General features: G+C 71.5%; 11 protein-coding genes. 5 read left to right on the forward strand and 6 right to left on the reverse strand.

Annotated elements, in window-relative coordinates; all coding sequences use genetic code 11:
- Nucleotides 1-158: 158 nt before the first annotated feature.
- The 4 genes from AB0K36_RS31540 to AB0K36_RS31555 all read left to right on the forward strand — a co-directional run bounded on the left by AB0K36_RS31540 (nucleotide 159) and on the right by AB0K36_RS31555 (nucleotide 4,640).
- Nucleotides 159-1,430, forward strand: a complete 1,272-nt coding sequence (locus AB0K36_RS31540; RefSeq protein WP_189470748.1) for an aspartate kinase — start codon at nucleotides 159-161, stop codon at nucleotides 1,428-1,430.
- Nucleotides 1,427-2,518 (forward strand): aspartate-semialdehyde dehydrogenase, encoded by a 1,092-nt coding sequence (locus AB0K36_RS31545; protein WP_364600755.1) that lies wholly within the window; start codon nucleotides 1,427-1,429, stop codon nucleotides 2,516-2,518. Before AB0K36_RS31540 ends, AB0K36_RS31545 begins: the two co-directional genes overlap by 4 nt.
- 302 nt (nucleotides 2,519-2,820) lie before the next feature.
- Nucleotides 2,821-3,480: a SigE family RNA polymerase sigma factor gene (locus tag AB0K36_RS31550; RefSeq protein ID WP_189470738.1), complete on the forward strand. Its 660-nt coding sequence runs from the start codon at nucleotides 2,821-2,823 to the stop codon at nucleotides 3,478-3,480.
- The gene (locus AB0K36_RS31555; RefSeq protein ID WP_364600758.1) at nucleotides 3,477-4,640 is read left to right on the forward strand and encodes a hypothetical protein; all 1,164 of its coding nucleotides are present in this window, start codon (nucleotides 3,477-3,479) and stop codon (nucleotides 4,638-4,640) included. Before AB0K36_RS31550 ends, AB0K36_RS31555 begins: the two co-directional genes overlap by 4 nt.
- A gap of 124 nt (nucleotides 4,641-4,764) precedes the next feature.
- Here the strand turns inward: AB0K36_RS31555 and AB0K36_RS31560 are convergent, their stop codons facing one another.
- From AB0K36_RS31560 to AB0K36_RS31580, 5 genes are all read right to left on the reverse strand, one after another.
- The gene (locus tag AB0K36_RS31560; RefSeq protein ID WP_364600760.1) at nucleotides 4,765-5,523 is read right to left on the reverse strand and encodes an SURF1 family protein; all 759 of its coding nucleotides are present in this window, start codon (nucleotides 5,521-5,523) and stop codon (nucleotides 4,765-4,767) included.
- Between the two features lie 69 nt (nucleotides 5,524-5,592).
- Nucleotides 5,593-7,425 carry a S9 family peptidase gene (locus AB0K36_RS31565; RefSeq protein WP_364600762.1) on the reverse strand — a complete coding sequence of 611 codons (1,833 nt, stop codon included), beginning with the start codon at nucleotides 7,423-7,425 and terminating at the stop codon, nucleotides 5,593-5,595.
- A gap of 218 nt (nucleotides 7,426-7,643) precedes the next feature.
- Nucleotides 7,644-12,641 (reverse strand): DNA repair ATPase, encoded by a 4,998-nt coding sequence (locus AB0K36_RS31570; RefSeq protein WP_364600764.1) that lies wholly within the window; start codon nucleotides 12,639-12,641, stop codon nucleotides 7,644-7,646.
- Between the two features lie 277 nt (nucleotides 12,642-12,918).
- Nucleotides 12,919-15,003: an SPFH domain-containing protein gene (locus AB0K36_RS31575; RefSeq protein ID WP_364600765.1), complete on the reverse strand. Its 2,085-nt coding sequence runs from the start codon at nucleotides 15,001-15,003 to the stop codon at nucleotides 12,919-12,921.
- Between the two features lie 92 nt (nucleotides 15,004-15,095).
- Nucleotides 15,096-15,743, reverse strand: a complete 648-nt coding sequence (locus AB0K36_RS31580; RefSeq protein ID WP_364600767.1) for a hypothetical protein — start codon at nucleotides 15,741-15,743, stop codon at nucleotides 15,096-15,098.
- A gap of 200 nt (nucleotides 15,744-15,943) precedes the next feature.
- On the opposite strand from AB0K36_RS31580, the gene AB0K36_RS31585 reads away from it, so the two are divergent.
- Nucleotides 15,944-16,999, forward strand: a complete 1,056-nt coding sequence (locus AB0K36_RS31585) for a PucR family transcriptional regulator (protein ID WP_364600769.1) — start codon at nucleotides 15,944-15,946, stop codon at nucleotides 16,997-16,999.
- Between the two features lie 139 nt (nucleotides 17,000-17,138).
- On the opposite strand, the gene AB0K36_RS31590 is transcribed toward AB0K36_RS31585, so the two are convergent.
- A partial coding sequence (locus AB0K36_RS31590; RefSeq protein ID WP_364600771.1) for a TerD family protein occupies nucleotides 17,139-17,360 on the reverse strand: 222 nt, incomplete at its 5' end.

Raw genomic sequence — 17,360 nt, forward strand, 5'->3', positions numbered from 1 at the left:
GCCAGTCCGAACGGCCGCGGGCGCCACTCCGGAACTTCCGGATGATCACCTGTTGAGCGGGACATCTCACCATGTGACATCACAGGGGCGATCCGCGGCCGCTCGATAGACTGAGCCGACCGCAGTAGTGACTGCACAAGACCGAACGAGGAGCGCACGTGGGCCTTGTCGTGCAGAAGTACGGAGGCTCCTCCGTAGCCGATGCCGAAGGCATCAAGCGGGTCGCCAAGCGAATCGTCGATGCCAAGAAGAACGGCCACCAGGTGGTCGTCGTGGTGTCGGCGATGGGTGACACGACGGACGAGCTGATCGATCTCGCCGAGCAGGTATCCCCGATCCCTGCCGGGCGTGAGTTCGACATGCTGCTGACCGCAGGAGAGCGGATCTCCATGGCCCTGCTGGCCATGGCGATCAAAAACCTGGGCCACGAGGCCCAGTCGTTCACCGGCAGCCAGGCCGGCGTCATCACCGACTCGGTCCACAACAAAGCGCGCATCATCGATGTGACGCCGGGCCGGATCCGCACGGCGCTCGACGAGGGCAACATCGCCATCGTCGCCGGCTTCCAGGGTGTGTCCCAGGACAAGAAGGACATCACCACGCTCGGCCGGGGCGGGTCGGACACGACCGCCGTCGCCCTCGCCGCCGCGCTGGACGCCGAGGTCTGCGAGATCTACACCGACGTCGACGGTGTCTTCACCGCCGACCCGCGGGTCGTGAAGAAGGCCCGGAAGATCGACTGGATCTCCTCCGAGGACATGCTGGAGCTCGCCGCCTCCGGCTCCAAGGTGCTCCTGCACCGGTGCGTCGAGTACGCACGCCGATACAACATCCCGATCCATGTCCGCTCGTCCTTCTCGGGACTGCGGGGCACCTGGGTCAGCAACGAACCGCAAGGGGATCAGAAGGTGGAGCACGCCATCATCTCCGGAGTCGCCCACGACGTCTCCGAGGCGAAGATCACGGTCGTCGGGGTGCCGGACAAGCCGGGCGAGGCCGCGGCCATCTTCCGCACGATCGCCGACGCCGAGATCAACATCGACATGGTCGTCCAGAACGTCTCCGCGGCCACCACCGCGCTGACGGACATCTCCTTCACCCTCCCCAAGACGGACGGCCGCAAGGCCATGGACGCCCTGGAGAAGGCGAAGAGCTCGATCGGCTTCGACTCGCTGCGCTACGACGACCAGATCGGCAAGATCTCCCTGGTCGGCGCCGGTATGAAGACCAACCCGGGCGTCACCGCCTCGTTCTTCGAGGCGCTGTCGGACGCGGGCGTGAACATCGAGCTGATCTCGACCTCCGAGATCCGCATCTCGGTGGTCACCCGCGCCGACGACGTCAACGAGGGTCTCCGCGCCGTGCACAGCGCCTTCGGGCTCGACTCCGACTCCGACGAGGCGGTCGTCTACGGCGGCACCGGGCGATGAACCGCAAGCCGGCGCTCGCGGTCGTCGGTGCGACCGGAGCAGTCGGCGCGGTGATGCTCGAGATCCTGTCCCAGCACGCGGACGTCTGGGGCGAGATCCGACTCGCCGCCTCCCCGCGCTCGGCCGGCCGCAAGCTGGCCGTGCGCGGGGAGCAGTGTGAGGTCCTGGCGCTCGAGGAGAGCGTCTTCGACGGCATCGACGTCGCGCTCTTCCTGGTGCCGGGCGAGGTGTCGGAGCGCTGGGCGCCCGTCGCCGTCGCCAAGGGCGCGGTCGTCGTGGACGCGTCGCCGGCCTTCCGGGCCGACCCGGACGTCCCCCTGGTCGTTCCCGAGGTCAACCCGCACGCCGTAAGGGTGCGCCCGCGCGGCATCGTCGCCGGCCCGCACGACACCACGCTCGCCATGATCCCGGCCGTCGGCGCGCTGCACGCCGAGTTCGGGCTGAGGGAACTGGTCGTCTCGTCCTACCAGGCCGTCAGCGGCGCCGGACGTGACGCTGTGGCCGCCCTGCGCAAGCAGCTGTCCATGGTCGCCGGCACGGAACTGGGCACGGGACCCGGAGACGTACGGCGGGCGGTGGGCGACGACCTCGGGCCGTTCCCGGCGCCGCTCGCCCTCAACGTGGTCCCCTGGACGGGGACCCTCGCCGACGACGGCTGGTCCTCGGAAGAGCTCGGGTTGCGGGCGGAGACCCGCAAGATCCTCGACCTGCCGGGGCTGAAGGTCGCGGCCACCTGCGTACGCGTGCCGGTGCTCACCACCCACTCGCTGTCGGTGCACGCGCGCTTCGAGAACGAGATCACCGTGGAGCGGGCGCACGAGGTCCTCGCGACCTCCCCCGGTGTCGTCCTCTACGACAACCCGGAGGCGGGCGACTTCCCCACGCCCGCGGACGTCGTAGGGACCGACCCCACATGGGTGGGGCGGGTGCGGCGGTCGCCGGACGACCCCTGCGGCCTCGAGATGTTCGTGTGCGGTGACAACCTCCGCAAGGGCGCGGCCCTCAACTCGGCGCAGATCGCGGAGGCCGTGGCCGCCGAGTACGGCTCAGGGGCGGGCGGCGGCAGGAGCGCCGGGACGATCTCGTAATCTCGTGGTCCCAGCAGTAAATACGACGTGATTCCGTGGCGGTCCTTTGTAGGATCTGTGAACGCCCTGTGAGGAAGTCGAAATCTGTACCACTTGGACTGGGGCATCGGCATGTTTGATAGTTCGCTTCTCCCTTGCTGCAACCGGTAGTTGGGCGGGAAGCGTCTTTGCGGACACCTCGGCACGGTGCTGCAAAAAATGGGGCATTGGGGAAGAGCGGTGCGCATGCGGACATTCGGTCCACCGTCAAAAGCGGTGGCGTACGCGTACAACCCTGGCGGGGGGAAGCGTGTCCAACTGGCGTGGCAGAGGTTCTCGACATCGCAAGGGTCCCGGTACGCGGCGCAGCAGTGCGCCCGCTCCGCCGACCCCGCCCGGCCGGCGGCATGCCGGTGATCGCTCCCATGCCCGCTTCGCGGACCTCCCGCGTCCCGTCCCCGCGGCAGGGCGCTGACGACGCCATGGCCACGGGCACCACCGTCGACCACCTCACCGAGACCTACCGCGCCCACTACCGGTCGCTGCTGGGTCTCGCGGCGCTGCTCCTCGACGACACGGCCTCCTGCGAGGACGTGGTCCAGGAAGCCTTCATCCGGGTCCACTCGGCGCGCAACCGTGTGCGTGACCCGGAGAAGACGCTCGCCTACCTGCGGCAGACCGTGGTCAACCTCTCGCGCTCCGCGCTCCGCAGGCGCATCCTCGGCCTCAAGCTGCTCTCGAAGCCCATGCCCGACATGGCGAGCGCCGAGGAAGGCGCGTACGACCAGCTGGAGCGGGACGCGCTCATCAAGGCGATGCGCGGGCTTCAGCGCCGCCAGCGCGAGGTACTGGTGCTGCGATACTTCGCCGACATGACCGAGGCACAGGTGGCCGAAACCCTCGGGGTCTCACTCGGCTCGGTGAAGGCGTACGGCTCACGGGGTATCGCGGCGCTGCGCGTCGCCATGGAGGCCACCAAATGAGCGGGCACGAACGCAAGCACGAGCACGAACGCAAGCACGAACGCGAGCACCAAGAGAGCTCTGGGCATTACGGGCCGGACGGGCCGTCTGACGACCGGACTGGGAACGAGATTGTGAACAACGGGCCGATCAATGACCTCGGCACGGAGATCGGGACCGACGAGGACGCGCTGCGGCGGCTGCTGCACGGCGTCGTCGACGACATCCAGCCCTCCGCCGGCGCACTGGACCATCTGCGCCGGGCGGTACCGGCGCGGCGGGCACGCAAGAGGCAGGCACTGGTCGGAGCGGCCGCGGCGGCACTGCTGATCGGCACCGCCGTCCCCGCCTTCGTCCACGTGGCGAATTCGAGCGGCAGCGACAGCGCGAACCCGGTCAACGCCGGGCACGGCGAACAGGCACAGGGCGGCACGGGCAACGCCCCGGGCGTCACCGGCGGCGACAACGGCACCAAGGGGCCCACGCAGGGCACCGGTCCGGCGGTGCCGCCCGGGCGGAGCGCCGGAGCGAACCCGCCGGTCGCGCAGCCCAGCGGCGGCGGGGACGGCGGCTCCGGCGCGGTCCAGCCCCCCGCCGTGGGCGAGGTGCAGACCTGTGACGCCGGCCAGCTGAGTGTCTCCACGGAGACGGGCGCACCGGACGGCGAGGGCAAGGTGTACGGCACCTTCCGCGTCACCAACGTCTCGAGCACCGACTGCATCATCGGTCGCTCCAACATCGGCTTCCAGGCGTCCGGCGCGGCCGACCAGGCGCGCATCAGCGTGGTACGTCACGTCGCCGGCGACGCCGCGGGCGGTTTGCCCGACCCGTCGCCGACGGACACGGACGTGGCGGTCGCGATGGCATCCGAGTCGTTCGCGATGAAGTTCGCCTGGGTCCCCTCCGACACCTGTCCGACCGTGGAACCCTCGCCCGACCCCACACCCACCGAAGGCGACGTCTCAGGTGGCGGTGGCGGTGGCGGCGGTGGTCAGGGCGGTGGCACCGGCGACAGCGGCGGGACCGCGGTCGAGCCGCAGCTCATGACGGAGAACGGCGTCAAGGAGGGCAGCGTGACGGTCGTCTACACGGCGCTGGGCGGCGGCGTGTACGGACAATCGGTCGTCGCGAACGCGTGTGCCGGAACGATCTACCACACAGGTGTGCTGACGGGCCAGTGACGGCCGCGCGGCCCTGCGGGGCAACGCTGGTGGGTAGGACCGCCGGGCCGGGCGACGCCGGCGGGCAGGGAAGCACCGGCGGGCAGTGCTGCCGTGCCCGGTAGGGAAACGGCGGCCCGGATCGTCAGGCGGTGGTCTCGGGATCCAGACCCAGCGCGCGGTCCCGCGCCGCCTCCGCCTCGCGGCGGACCAGGCGGAACCACATGAAGAGCACGAAGCCCGCGAAGACGAACCACTCGCCCGTGTAGCCGAGGTTCTGGAACGCCTTGAGGTCCAGGCCACTGTTCTCCGGGGCCGACGCCGGCACGGCCGTCAGGCCGCTGTCCGCCGTCGACAGCGTGACCCACGCGTCGTACACGTCGTCCGGCACCAGGTTCACCAGAGACGCCGCGCTGATCATGCCCAGCTGGCCTGCCGGCAGACCGCCGGCCGCGTGCACCCCGTCGCTGCCCGTCGACTCGGAGGCCTGAAGCGCTCCCGTGACCGTGACCTCGCCCGCCGGAACGGCCGGGGCTTTGCCGCCCTCGGGCATCCAGCCTCGGACCACGGGCAGCATCCGGCCGCTGTCCGTCTTCAACAGCGTCAGCACGTACGAGCCGCGCCTGCCGTCGAGTTCCCGCCCGGGGACGAGGAACTGCTCGCCGTACCGGCCCGACGCCGTGGCCAGCCGGCCCGACGTCTCCTTGTCGACGGGCAGCAACTCATCGAGCGGCGCTGCCTTCTGCTGGTCCGCGCCCGGCTTCCGCTCCGCCTCACGGTGGGAGTCGACCCGGTCCTCGAACCTGCCCAGCTGCCACGAGCCCATGAAGATGCAGAACGGGATCGCCAGCAGGACGAAGACGTTGATCCCCCACCATCGGGGCGTCAGCAGGAATCGGTACACCCCTCCACGGTACGGAACACCCCGGCCGTTCTCGGTGCCGGGGCCGCCGACCGGGCCGGTCCCGTCAGGTCACCGCTGCGTCGCCGCCCCCTTCAGATGCCTCTCCGCGAAGTCGATCTCCAGCCGCACCTGCTTGATCCGCTCCTCCACCACCAGGGAGCCGTGCCCCGCGTCGTACCGGTACACCTCGTGGGCCGCGCCTCGGGCCGCCAGCCTGTCCACGTAGTTGTCGATCTGCCGTATCGGGCACCGCGGGTCGTTGACACCGGCCGAGATGTAGACCGGGGCCCGCACCGCGTCCACATACGTCAGCGGTGACGACGCCTCGTAACGCTCCGGCACCTCTTCAGGGCTGCCGCCGAACAGCGTGCGGTCCAGCGCCTTCAGGTTCTCCATCTCGTCGTGGTACGAGGTGACGAAGTCGGCGACCGGGACCGCCGCCAGGCCCACCGCCCATGCCTCCGGCTGGGTGCCGAGGCCCAGCAGGGTGAGATAGCCGCCCCATGAGCCGCCCGCCAGGACCAGCTTCGACGGGTCGGCGAGGCCCGAGCCGACCGCCCACTCGCGCACCGCGGTGATGTCCTCCAACTCGATCAGTCCGACGCGGTGCTTCAGCGCGTCCGTCCACTCGCGGCCGTAGCCCGTGGAGCCCCGGTAGTTCACGCGGACGACCGCGTAGCCGTGGTCGATCCAGGCGGCGGGACCCGCCGCGAACGAGTCGCTGTCGTGCCAGGCGGGGCCGCCGTGGATCTCGAAGACGGTGGGCAGCGGGCCGTCCGTACCGGCCGGCTTCTGCACCAAGGCGTGGATACGGCCGCCGGGGCCTTCGACCCAGACGTCCTCGACCGGCACCGAGGCGGGTGCCTTCATTCCAGGGGGGTCGAGAACCACGCCGCCGCCGGTCGAGCGGACACTCGGCGGCTGGGCCGCCGATGACCACAGGTACTCCACCGTGCGGTCCGGCCTGGCCGTCGCGCCGGAGACCGAGCCGGCCGGGGTCTCGATCTGCGTCAGCGTGCGCGTCGCCAGGTCGTAGCGCCACAGCTCGCCGCGTGCCTCGAAGCTGTGCGCGATCAGCAGCGCGGAACCGTCCGGATACCACTCGGCGTTCACATCGCCCGGCAGCTCGATGCCGAGCTCGGTCTCCTCGCCGGAGGCGATGTCCCAGATCATCGGCTCCCACCGGCCGCGCCGCTGGTGGCCGACCAGCAGCCTGGTGTCGCCGTCGACCGGCGCGAAACCGAGCACCTCGAGGCCCAGCTCCACCGTGCCGCCGCGGGTGTCGTCCAGCTCGGCGACCGTGCTGCCGTCGAGGCGGGTCACGCGCAGCGCGGAGTGCATGGCGTCGCCGTGTTCGGTGTGCTCGATCGCGAGCAGCGAGCCGTCGTGCGAGAGATCGCCCACCCCCGCCGACTCCCGGTGCCGGTAGATCTCGACGGGCGCCGCACCCTCCCGTACGACATGGATCGTCGTGCCGTCCTCGTCGGTGGAGCGGCCGACGACAGCGGTGGTGCCGTCCCGGCCGATGGCGAGACCCGCCGGGTAGGAGGGCTCCAGGCCGGGCGCCGCGGGCACGTCGTCCCCGCCGTGGAACGGCTGCCGCATCCAGATGCCGAACTCGTCGCCGTCTGTGTCGGAGAACCACCAGACGGCCTCGCCGTCAGGCGTGAGTATCCCGTCCGTCGTGCCGTTCGGCCGGTCGGTGACCTGGCGCTGCTCGCCCGTCGACCGGTCCCAGGCATACAGCTCGTACGTCCCCGTCGCGTTCGAGACGAAGAGGGAACGGTCCGGTGCGTCCTCCGCCCAGTCGGGCAGCGAGACGCGCGGCGCCCGGAACCGCTTCTCCCAGTCGGGCACGGGAGGGCTGACGGGCATGTCGGGCGTGGTGGGTGCGTCGCTCATGCCCTCAATGAAAGCGGATTTCGCCCGCGTCCTCCGCAGCCTGTGGATAACTTCGCCGCTGCACCTGCTTCCGGGCCGCGGGAACGGCACCGGCCGCGGGCGATCGATCGGCTGCCCGGCCAAGGTCCGCCGTCTCCGTCCCCGCCCGTCGCCGCCCGCCGCACGCCGCCCGCCGCCCGCCGCCCGCCGCCCGACGGCGCCGCCCCGGCCGCGAGCGGTCACTCGGGTGCCACGGGCCCGCCGTCGGACGGCGCTGGGCCCGACGACCCCGACGACCCCGACGACCCCGACGACCCCGCCGGGGAAGCCGCGTGAGCCGCGTGAGCCGCGTGGCGTCCCTGCGGCCGTGCCAGCAGGTGGCGCGGGTCGGCGGCCCGCGTGATCGCGGACTCCACGGCCGCCACCCGGTCGGCGAGCAGCCCGAGAGCGGCGACGGCACGTGTCAGCGGGTCGCCGTCCGGTCCGCCGAGGGCCTGGGCGCGCACGTACCGCGTCCTGATCTCCTCCCACCGCGCCTCCTGTTCCCCGGTGAGCGTCCCTCGCAGCTCCGCCAGCTTGAGCAGGGCCGCCTCGGCGCCAGTCGTCAGCGTCTGGGCCTCTCCCGTGTAGTGGTCCTCGATCACGGCCGCCAGCTCGGCGTCGTTCATCACCGGGCTGATCCGCTCCACGATCTTGCTCATGTTGCGGTAGGAGCCCTGGAGCCGGAACGGCGGTTCCGAACGGGTTTCGTCACTGCTCGCCGCGGAGGCGATGTACGCCGAGTTCACGGCGAGGACCGTGCGACGGGCGGTCAGCAGATGCCGCAGGACAGCCAGGATCTGTTCCAGCTCGGCAGGTGCGTAGGAGTGGCCGAGCATGTCGGCCCGCACGGTCGCGTCCCCGGACGCGAGGCGGACCAGCAGCTCCAGTTCGGTCCGGTCGCGGCCGGCCAGGGGAGCCAGCAGCGGGTGGGAGGTGAGGGCGTTCTCGACGAAGCTCAGCGCGAACACGTCTTCCTTGCCCGTCAGCACGTCACCCAGGTTCCACACGTCGGCACGGTTCGCGAGCATGTCCGGGATCCGGAACCGCTGCCCCGACTCGGTGTACGGGTTGCCTGCCATGCACACCGCGAAGCGCTTCCCGCGCAGGTCGTAGGTGCGGCTCGCCCCCCGCCACACGCCCTCCATACGGCGCTGCGCGTCGCACAGGGAGATGAACTTCTGCAGCAGCTCGGGCGAGGTGTGCTGGATGTCGTCCAGGTACAACAGGACGTTGCTGCCTGCCTCCAGAGCGAAATTGATCTTCTGGACCTCCTGGCGGGCCGTCGCATCGGGTGCCTCCTCGGGGTCCAGCGAGGTCACCGCATGGCCCAGCGCGGGCCCGTTGGCCTTGACCAGGAGCAGGCCGAGCCGGTCGGCGACGTACTCCATGAGCGTCGTCTTGCCGTACCCGGGCGGGGAGACCAGCAGGAGCAGCCCGTTGCTGTCGGTGCGCCGGGACTCGTCGGCCGTGCCGAGCTGCTTGGCCAGGTTGTCGCCGATCAGCGGCAGATACACCTCGTCGATGAGCCGGTTGCGCACGAACGCCGGCATCACGCGGGGCCGGTGCTCGTCCAGGCGCAGCATGTCCCGCTCGGCGGCCGCCAGGGCGGTCCTGCGCTGCTGGTACGCCCGGTACCCCGGGGCCACCTCCTCGCGGAAGTGCCGGGCACGGGCCAGCAGTTCGTCGATCCGTACGGTCATCGAGCGGCGCTCGACGAGCGGATGGCTGCCGAGCAGTCCCTCGACCCGCTCGGTGAGCTGCGCCGCGCACTCGTACCGGGCGAGGCCGGGGCAGAGCTCGACCGCGACGGCCTCCGCGAGGTCGGTGGTGTCGGCCCCGGTCGCCTCGGTGTAGGCGCCCAGCCAGTTCTCCACGACCTGCCGGCGGGCCGGGAGGTCGTCGCCGAGGGCCGCCACGTCCTCCTCGTACGCGGAAGTGCCCACCGTGCGGCGGAACTTCTCCAGCAGGGTGCGCGCGGACGCGCTCGTCACAAACCCGTCAGGGCCGCACGTCAGCTCCTCGAAGAGGTACTCCGCGGCGAGGGCGTCCCCCATCTCCCGTGCCATCTCGGCCCGGAACGCGCCGATCGCCGGCGCCAGACCGAACGTCTCCCGGGCGCGCGCCAGCGACACCGCCCGCCGCGTCCACGCGGTGCGCCGGGCCTCGTCGGTGCCGTGCGCCCAGAACAGCTGCGCCGTGGCCCGTGCCTCCGGCGGGTGGCGCAGCAGCCCGGCACGCTCGTGGAGCCGCAGCAGCGCACCGAGGATGAGGGCCGCGTCGTGGTCGTGCACACCGCGCTCGTAGCCCTCGTCGTAGGAGGCCTCGGCAGCCTTCCGTACGAGGTCGGGGAGGTCGGCGCCTGCCAGGGCCGCGGCGCCGTGCCGGTCGAGCAGCCGGACGGCCAGGTGCTCGGCGCGGTACACCGACGCGTTCTCCGAGGGCAGCGTCTGCTCCCAGTACGGGCGGGTGTCCGCGAAGCCGGGAGCTGCCGCGTCGGTGACCGGTGAACGGTAGTCCGTGCCGGTGAGCGCGAACGCGAGTCCGTCGCCCTGCGGCACGAGCGTCAGCTCGAACGGCTGGGTGTTCACCGCGAACCGGTGGCGGCCGAGCCGGATGGCGGAGCCGCCGTCCGCGTACAGGTCGGTCCGGTCGCGCAGGGCCCGTGCCGCCTCTTGGCGAGCCGCCTTGAGCCGCCCCTCGAGCTCCTCCGCCCGTGCGCCGTCGCCCAGTTCACGCAGCTCGTCCGCGGTGCGGCGGACCTTGGCGACCATCGGGTCGGAGGCGAAGTAGGTGTTGATCGCGCCGGTGTCGCCGAGGGTCGTGAGCCGCCGGGAGATCGTCTCCAGGACCCGTTCCGCCGACCCCGCCAGCCGTTCGGCACGCCGGGCACGCGCGTCCTGGAGGGTCTGCCGTCGGGACGAGAACGCCTCGTACACCTCGGTCCGCTTCGCGCCCAGCTGCGCCAGGAAGTCGTCCGACTCGGCGAACCGCGACTCCAGATTCTCCAGGCGCAGCAGCAGCGCGGCGAGCTGCTCGTCGCATGCCTGTGGGTCGGAGGCGACGGCGAGCGCACCGGTCACCGCCTGCCCCAGCAGGGCCAGTTCCGCGGCGAACTCCGCCTTGCCCTCGCTTGCGAGGAGCTCCCTGCGGCGTCCGTCGAGCGTGGCCCGGGCCCGGTTGACACCGCCGAGCACCTCCGCGATCCGCTCCAGGACCGATGTACGGACGACCGCGTCACCGATGTCCAGGCCGGCGACCACCTCGGTGACCGTCCGCAGACCCTCCGCCTGCGCGTCGAGGCGCTCGCCGACCGGTGCGGCCTCCGCGACGGTTCCGATCGCCTCCGCCTCCGCCGTCAGCCGCTCGATCTCGACGTGGTGCCCCGCGAAGGCGTCCTCGCGCCCCAGGAACGCCACGGCCCGCTGCGCGAAGGACGCGATGTCGGCGTCGGTGTCCGCGGCGAGAGCCTCGATGCGGCCGGTGTCGGCGTACCGCATCTCCTTGAGCGTGATCAACTCGCCCTGTGCGCGGCGCAGCCCGGTCAGACCCTCGACCCACTCGCCCGCGCCGCGCGGCGTCCCGCCCCGCAGCCGGCGCACCTGTCCGGCGATCCGCGCCGCCGCCTCGTCCAGCGCGCGGGCGGCCTGTGCCGTCAGCTCCCGCACGGTCTCGTACTCGGTGACGATCTGCCCGGCCGTCGCCCGCATCCCGGCGAGCGGGGTACCGAGGTCGCCCAGCTCGGGGTCGGCGAGCCAGTGGTACGCGTCCACGGCACGGGCGCAGGCGGCGAACAGCGCCTCGTACACGCCGGTGGTGGGGTTGTCCTGGGTCTCTGTGACGGCACGGGCCAGGGACAGGCAGTCGGAGATGCCGCGCACCAGGTCCGCGTTGCCGACGACGGCCAGCGGACCCTCCCCGGCGGGGCGGGCAGCGGCGTAGGTGTCGGAGACGAACGGCGACTGCCAGCGCTGGGTCGGGTGGACCCTGCCCGGCTCCTCGCCGTCGGCGCGCAGCACCAGCAGCGTGCCGTCCTCGAAGACGGCGTAGCCCTGGCAGAGCAGCGGAGTGGCCACCGCCTTGCGGATCACGTTGTACGGCAGCAGCAGGCTCCGGCCCTCCACACGGGCGTGGAAGGCGAACATCACGTCCTCGCCGTTCGGTGACCGTACCGTCCGCTCGAACTCGAGCGCGCCGATCAGCCCGGCGTCGATGTCGAAGGTCCGCGCGGTGCCGCTCGCCGTGAGGTAGTAGCCGCCGGGGAAGACGATCCCTTGGTCCTCGGGCAGCCTGCGGCACGCCTGCCCGATGCCGTCCAGCCGCACCACCGTCCCCGTGACCGTGTTGTGGACGAGGTGGCGGTACGCCTCCTCCTTGTACGGGCGGACGCGCAGCAGGACGAGCGGACCGACACGGGCGTGCTCGATCTCGGCGTCCCCGAGGGACTGGAGCGGTTCGACGACCGGCTCGGCGTGGATGCCCTCGGCCGTCTCCGTGTCGTCCTCGGTCTTGACCGTCAGGAAGCCGCCGACGGTCGAGACGAACACCTCACCGCCGACGGAGACGTGCGGATGGCGGCCGAGCACATGGTCGTCGCGGGTGGCGGCCGTCCATTCGAAGTCGTGGGACGGCGGGAGCACATGATCGCGCTCGCCCCGCGCGTCGAGGAAACGCGCGCCCCCGTCCGGCGTCAGCTCCCAGCGCAGCACCCGGATGTCGTCGGCCTTGTCGCCGGTCCGGAAGACGGCCAGCAGCCGGCCGTCGACGCGGCGCAGCCGGAGGAGACGGGCGCCCTGGTAGTAGCGGTGCAGCGCCTCGAACTCGCTACGGAAGGCGGGATCGTCGAGGAGGCCCGGCACGGTGTCCTCCGCGAGCCGGTTCATCTCGCGGTCGTGTACGGCGAAGACGTCACCGACCGTGGTCCGCGCACGCAGCCCCGGCGACACGTTGTGGCCGAGCAGCAGACGGTCGCCGACGGCGACGATGTCACGCGGCACGCTGTTGCTCTCGGTGCGGAGGTGCTCGGTGCCGGTGAGCCGCAGCTCCATCGAGCCGAAGGTGTCGATACGGCGGGTGTTGAGGTCCTCGGCCCGCCGGGCGAGCTCCGCCGCCTGGGCGCCGAGCCGGTCGCGCAGCACCTCGTACGTCCCGGAGTCCAGGCTGCCGGCGTGCGGCTCTTCGGTGATGTGCGTGGTCATGGTGGCTGTGCTCGCTTCCTGCGAGGGGCGCGCGGCCCGAGGTGCGTCTGCCGGCGGGAACGGACGAGGCCCTTCCGGCCTGCCGCTTCCCGGCTGTGGTGGGCTCCGGCCTCGCGGAGCCCGTGGGGGATGCCGTCGTCTCGCCGACGTGTGGTCGGCGGGTGTCCCCACCGTCCGCGGCGGCGCCGTACGCCACCACGGACGGTGGGGACCCGACCCGCACCCGCCCGGCGCTGCTGACCCCCGTCCGGCAGCACCGGTGCGTGTGCGGGTGGTTTCAGGCGGCCGGGGCCGAGCCGTTGAGCGCCGCGGCGCCGGCTCCGGCCGGTGCGTGGCCGTCCGCGAGCGCCCCGATCGGGGTGTCGGCGAGGCCGAGCCGGTCCGCCATGTCCAGCAGCGGCTGGAGCTGCGCGCCGCCGCCCGACTTCATCAGCCGCATCAGCAGCGCCGACACCGTCAGGTTCTGCACATCACCGGTGGACACCGAGCCGAGGACCGACGTCAGGTCGTCGGTGAAGCTCGACGTGCCGTCCAGCCACGGCTTCGCCAGCGTCTGCGCCGTCTCCGAGTTCCGCATGAACGAGTCCACGCCCTTGCCGAGCGAGATCGACGACATCAGCCGGTCGAAGAAGACGGACTCCCCGCCGACGATGCTGATGTCGGCGTTCTCCAACCCTGTGGCCAGCACCGTCGCCTGGGCCTCCGCGACCTGTCGCTGGACCTCGAGCCCCGCCAGCCGTACGTCCTTCTCCGCCTCGAGGCGCAGCCGGTACTCCTCGTGACCACGTGACGCCTCGTCGAGGGCCGCCATCGCCGCGGCCTTCTCGGTGAGGCCCGCCGCCTCCGCCTTCAGCTTGTCGCCGATGGCCGCCGCGTCCGCAGCGCCCTTCGCCCGTACACCTTCCGCCTCCGCGAGGAGCCGGGCCTGCGCGGCGCCGGCCTCGGCGCGGCCGGCCTTCTCGATCGCGTCGGCCTCCTTCTCACGCACCTGGACGGCCGCGAGACCCGCCGCCGCGGCCTCCGCCTGGATGCCCTCGGCGAGCCGCAGCTTGGCGCGTGCGTCGAGGTCCGCGGACTTGACCCGGGCCTCCGCGAGCGTGATCTCCTCCGCCGCCCGGTGCACCGCGGCCTGCTCGGCGGCCTCCGCCGCCTTGATGTCCTTGACCAGCTTCTCCTGGGCCTCGGCCTCGGCCGCGATGATGATCGCCTGCCGCTCGCGCTCGGCCTCCTCCACCGCGCGCAGCCGCTTGATGGACTCCTCCTGCTCGGCGACCGTACGGTCCACGGCGACCCGCTCCCGCACGACCTCGGCGATCTCACGCTTCTCCGCCTCGACCTCCTTGTCGGCGGCGATCCTGGTCAGCGCGGTCTCACGATCACGCGCGATGACCTCGAGCAGCCGGTCCTTCTCGATGCGCTCGTTCTCGATGGCGATCACCCGCTCGCGGTTCTTCTCCGCGACGGCCACCTCGCGTGCCTGGTTCTCGCGCTGCACGCCGAGTTGCTCCTCGGTCCGCAGGAAGGCGCTCTGGGCCCGCAGCCGCTCCTCCTCCATCACCCGCGCGGTCTCGGCCTCCTCACGGGCGCGCACCGTCTCGATCTCGCGGCGCTGCTTGATCTCGGCATCGGCCTGCCGGCGCTCCAGCTCGAGAATGGCCTCGCGCGCGTCGACGTTCTGTCGGGTGATCTCCTTCTCCTCCGTGCGCTGGAACTCGTTGGTGCGCACATGCTCGACGGACGTCATCTCGGTGATCTTCCGGATGCCCTGGGCGTCGAGGACGTTGGAGGGGTCGAGCTGGGAGAGCGGCGTCTGCTCCAGGTAGTCGATCGCCGCGTCCTCGAGGCTGTAGCCGTTGAGGTCGGTGCCGATGAGCTGGATGATCCGGTCCCGGAGCTCGTCCCGCTTGGTGTAGAGATCGGTGAAGTCCATCTGCTTGCCGACGGTCTTGAGCGCCTCGGAGAACTTGGCGTTGAACAGGTCCTGCAGCGTCTCCTTGTCACTGGCCCGCGCGGTGCCGATCGCCTGAGCGACCTTGATGACGTCCTCGACGGTCTTGTTGACTCGGACGAAGAACGAGATCCGGATGTCGGCGCGGATGTTGTCACGGCAGATGAGACCGTCACGGCCGGTCCGTGTGATGTCGATGGTCTTCACCGAGATGTCCATGGTCTCGGCCTTGTGCAGGACCGGCAGGACGACCTGCCCGGTGAAGGTGACGTCGACCTTCCGCATCTTGGAGACGATCAGGGCCTTGCCCTGTTCGACCTTGCGGAACAGTCTCGAGACGATCAGCAGCAGACCTACGGCGATGAGCAGTACGACGGCGATGAGCACGCCGATGCCCACAGTGATGGCATCCATGAGGAATCCCTCGTGTGAGAGGTGAGGTACGAGTGGCGAGCGGGAAAGCGGTGCGAACGCGGTCGCGGTCGCTACGTGCCGGGTGACGGCGGTCAGGCAGCGGACGAGGAGCCGGCTGCTCCGGGCAGTTCACCGAACTGCGGGAAGGGCGCGACCCAGAAGAACTCACCGGTCTCGTCGTACGCGTAGAGCAGCCCCGTGGAACCGGCGGCGAGAGGCTCCTCGCCCTCGGTGCCCAGCGCTCTGACCTGCACGACGGCGGTGGAGCCGTCCCGGGCCGCGACCTCCGCCTGGCCGAAGCGAGCGTCCACCCGCCCGGTGCGGACGGTGCACGTCATGCCGACGAAGTCCTGCCGAGACGGGCCGCGTTCCTCGGGGAAGAGACTGACCAGGATGCGCACCAGCCGCCGAGTGACCCACCAGGCGACGAGCGCCGCGGTGAGGAGAACCGCGCAGGCGAGGACGGCGTACGGGACGCCGGCGAGGGAGGAGCGGCGCAGCAGTACCGACCCGCTGAGGCTGGTGAACCAGGCGAACGCGATCAGCAGCGACGCGGCGACCGAGACCGGCACCCCGCCGAGGCCGGCGGCGCCGATGCCCGACGGCTCGATGTCGGCGTCGAAGGTGTCGTGTTCCGCGACGCCGAGAAGCACGAGCAGCCAGAAGACGAACACCACGGCGAGCGCGGCGCTGAACAGGAGAGTGGGGAAGGAGAAGGCGGCCGACAGGAACTCGTTCACCGTTTCGACCCCCGTATCCCATTGCCGAGTCACAGCATCCGGAGCATCCCGTGCTCCGGAGCGGTCCCATCGTGGCAGGGGCCGACAGTTGCTCGCATTGCCGGGTTCCGGCAGTCTTTACGCACCGTTGATGCCGGGTGCCCGGCCGCATGACGCGACCGGCGGCCGGATGGTTCCGGGTGATCAGTGGGGGGATGCGCATGACAGTCAAAGAAGTACCGGAGGAGTACCTCTCGGGGTACGCGGAGATCCTGGCCGAGGTCGGCAGGACGGGACGCCGGCTGACCCGCGACGAGGTGGAGGGCCGCAGGGCGCTCGGCGAGCAGGCCGCCGAGTCCGGACACGGCCTCCGCGCCCTGGTCATCCGGCACTTGGCGGCCACCAGGGCGTCATGGCCGCGGACCACCTCGCCGGAGAGCGTGCTCGCGGCGGTCGAGCAGGCCATCGACGCGTTCGCGGGCGGCTACGAGCGGGCGCAGCGGCTGGCCGTGCGCCAGGAGGAAGCCGCACGGCGGGAGTTCATCGACGACCTGCTGTACGGGCGCAGCGACCCGGGCCGGCTGGCTGAGCGCGCCGAACGCTTCGGGCTGCGGCTCGCCCACGCGCATGCCGTCGCCGTCGCCGCCGGGCCCGAGCCGTACGACGACACGCATCCGGTGACGCGGTCCGTGGAGGCGGCCCTGCTCAGCCGCTTCGGGGACCGCCGGATCCTGCTGACCACGAAGGACGGCCGGCTCATCTGCGTGGTGCCGGCCGACCAGGAGGAGGTCGTGCGCTACTTCGCCAAGCAGGCGCACGCGGCGACGGACGGCGGACGCGCGGCCATAGGCCGGCCCCATCCGGGCGCGGGCGGCGTCGTCCGCTCGTACGAGGAAGCCCTCAACGCCCTCGACCTCGCCGACCGCATCGGCCTCGACGAACCGGTCCTGTACGCGGCGGACCTACTGGTCTTCCCGGTGCTGGCCCGTGACCGGGAGGCCATGGCGGACCTGGTGCACAGTGCGCTCGGACCGCTTCAGCAGGCGCGAGGCGGCGCCCAGCCGCTGCTCGACACACTGCACGCGTACTTCGACGCGGGGTGCGTCGCCGCGCAGGCGGCCCGGGCGCTGCGACTGAGCGTGCGCGCCCTGACGTACCGGCTGGAGCGGATCCACCGGCTGACCGGCTCCGACCCCACGGATCCGCAGCACCGCTACATGCTGCAGACGGCGGCGATAGGCGCGCGTCTGCTCGACTGGCCGGCGAAGGAGCTCTAGGGCGGCAGCGGCCGTAGCCGGTGCCTCGGCGCTGGTGTCCCTGCCGTGGTGTCCCGGCCGTGGTGTCCCGGCCCTGGTGTCCGGTCCGCGATGAGCGGACCGGACACCGGAAGGACGGACCAGGTCGGATCAGGTCGGATCAGATGTTGACGCCGAAGTCCTGCGCGATGCCGCGCAGGCCGGAGGCGTAACCCTGGCCGACGGCGCGGAACTTCCACTCCGCCCCGTTGCGGTACAGCTCGCCGAAGACCATCGCGGTCTCGGTCGAGGCGTCCTCGCTCAGGTCGTAACGCGCGAGCTCGTTGTTGTCGGCCTGGTTGACGACGCGGATGAACGCGTTGCGCACCTGGCCGAAGGACTG

This window comes from Streptomyces kurssanovii (assembly GCF_040677245.1).
GTDB lineage: Bacteria > Actinomycetota > Actinomycetes > Streptomycetales > Streptomycetaceae > Streptomyces > Streptomyces kurssanovii.

Coding starts and splice junctions, on each gene's coding strand:
- AB0K36_RS31545 (WP_364600755.1), top strand. CDS start 1,427: ATGAACCGCAAGCCGGCGCTCGCGGTCGTCGGTGCGACCGGAGCAGTC.
- AB0K36_RS31585 (WP_364600769.1), top strand. CDS start 15,944: ATGACAGTCAAAGAAGTACCGGAGGAGTACCTCTCGGGGTACGCGGAG.
- AB0K36_RS31575 (WP_364600765.1), bottom strand. CDS start 15,003: ATGGATGCCATCACTGTGGGCATCGGCGTGCTCATCGCCGTCGTACTG.
- AB0K36_RS31555 (WP_364600758.1), top strand. CDS start 3,477: ATGAGCGGGCACGAACGCAAGCACGAGCACGAACGCAAGCACGAACGC.
- AB0K36_RS31570 (WP_364600764.1), bottom strand. CDS start 12,641: ATGACCACGCACATCACCGAAGAGCCGCACGCCGGCAGCCTGGACTCC.
- AB0K36_RS31565 (WP_364600762.1), bottom strand. CDS start 7,425: ATGAGCGACGCACCCACCACGCCCGACATGCCCGTCAGCCCTCCCGTG.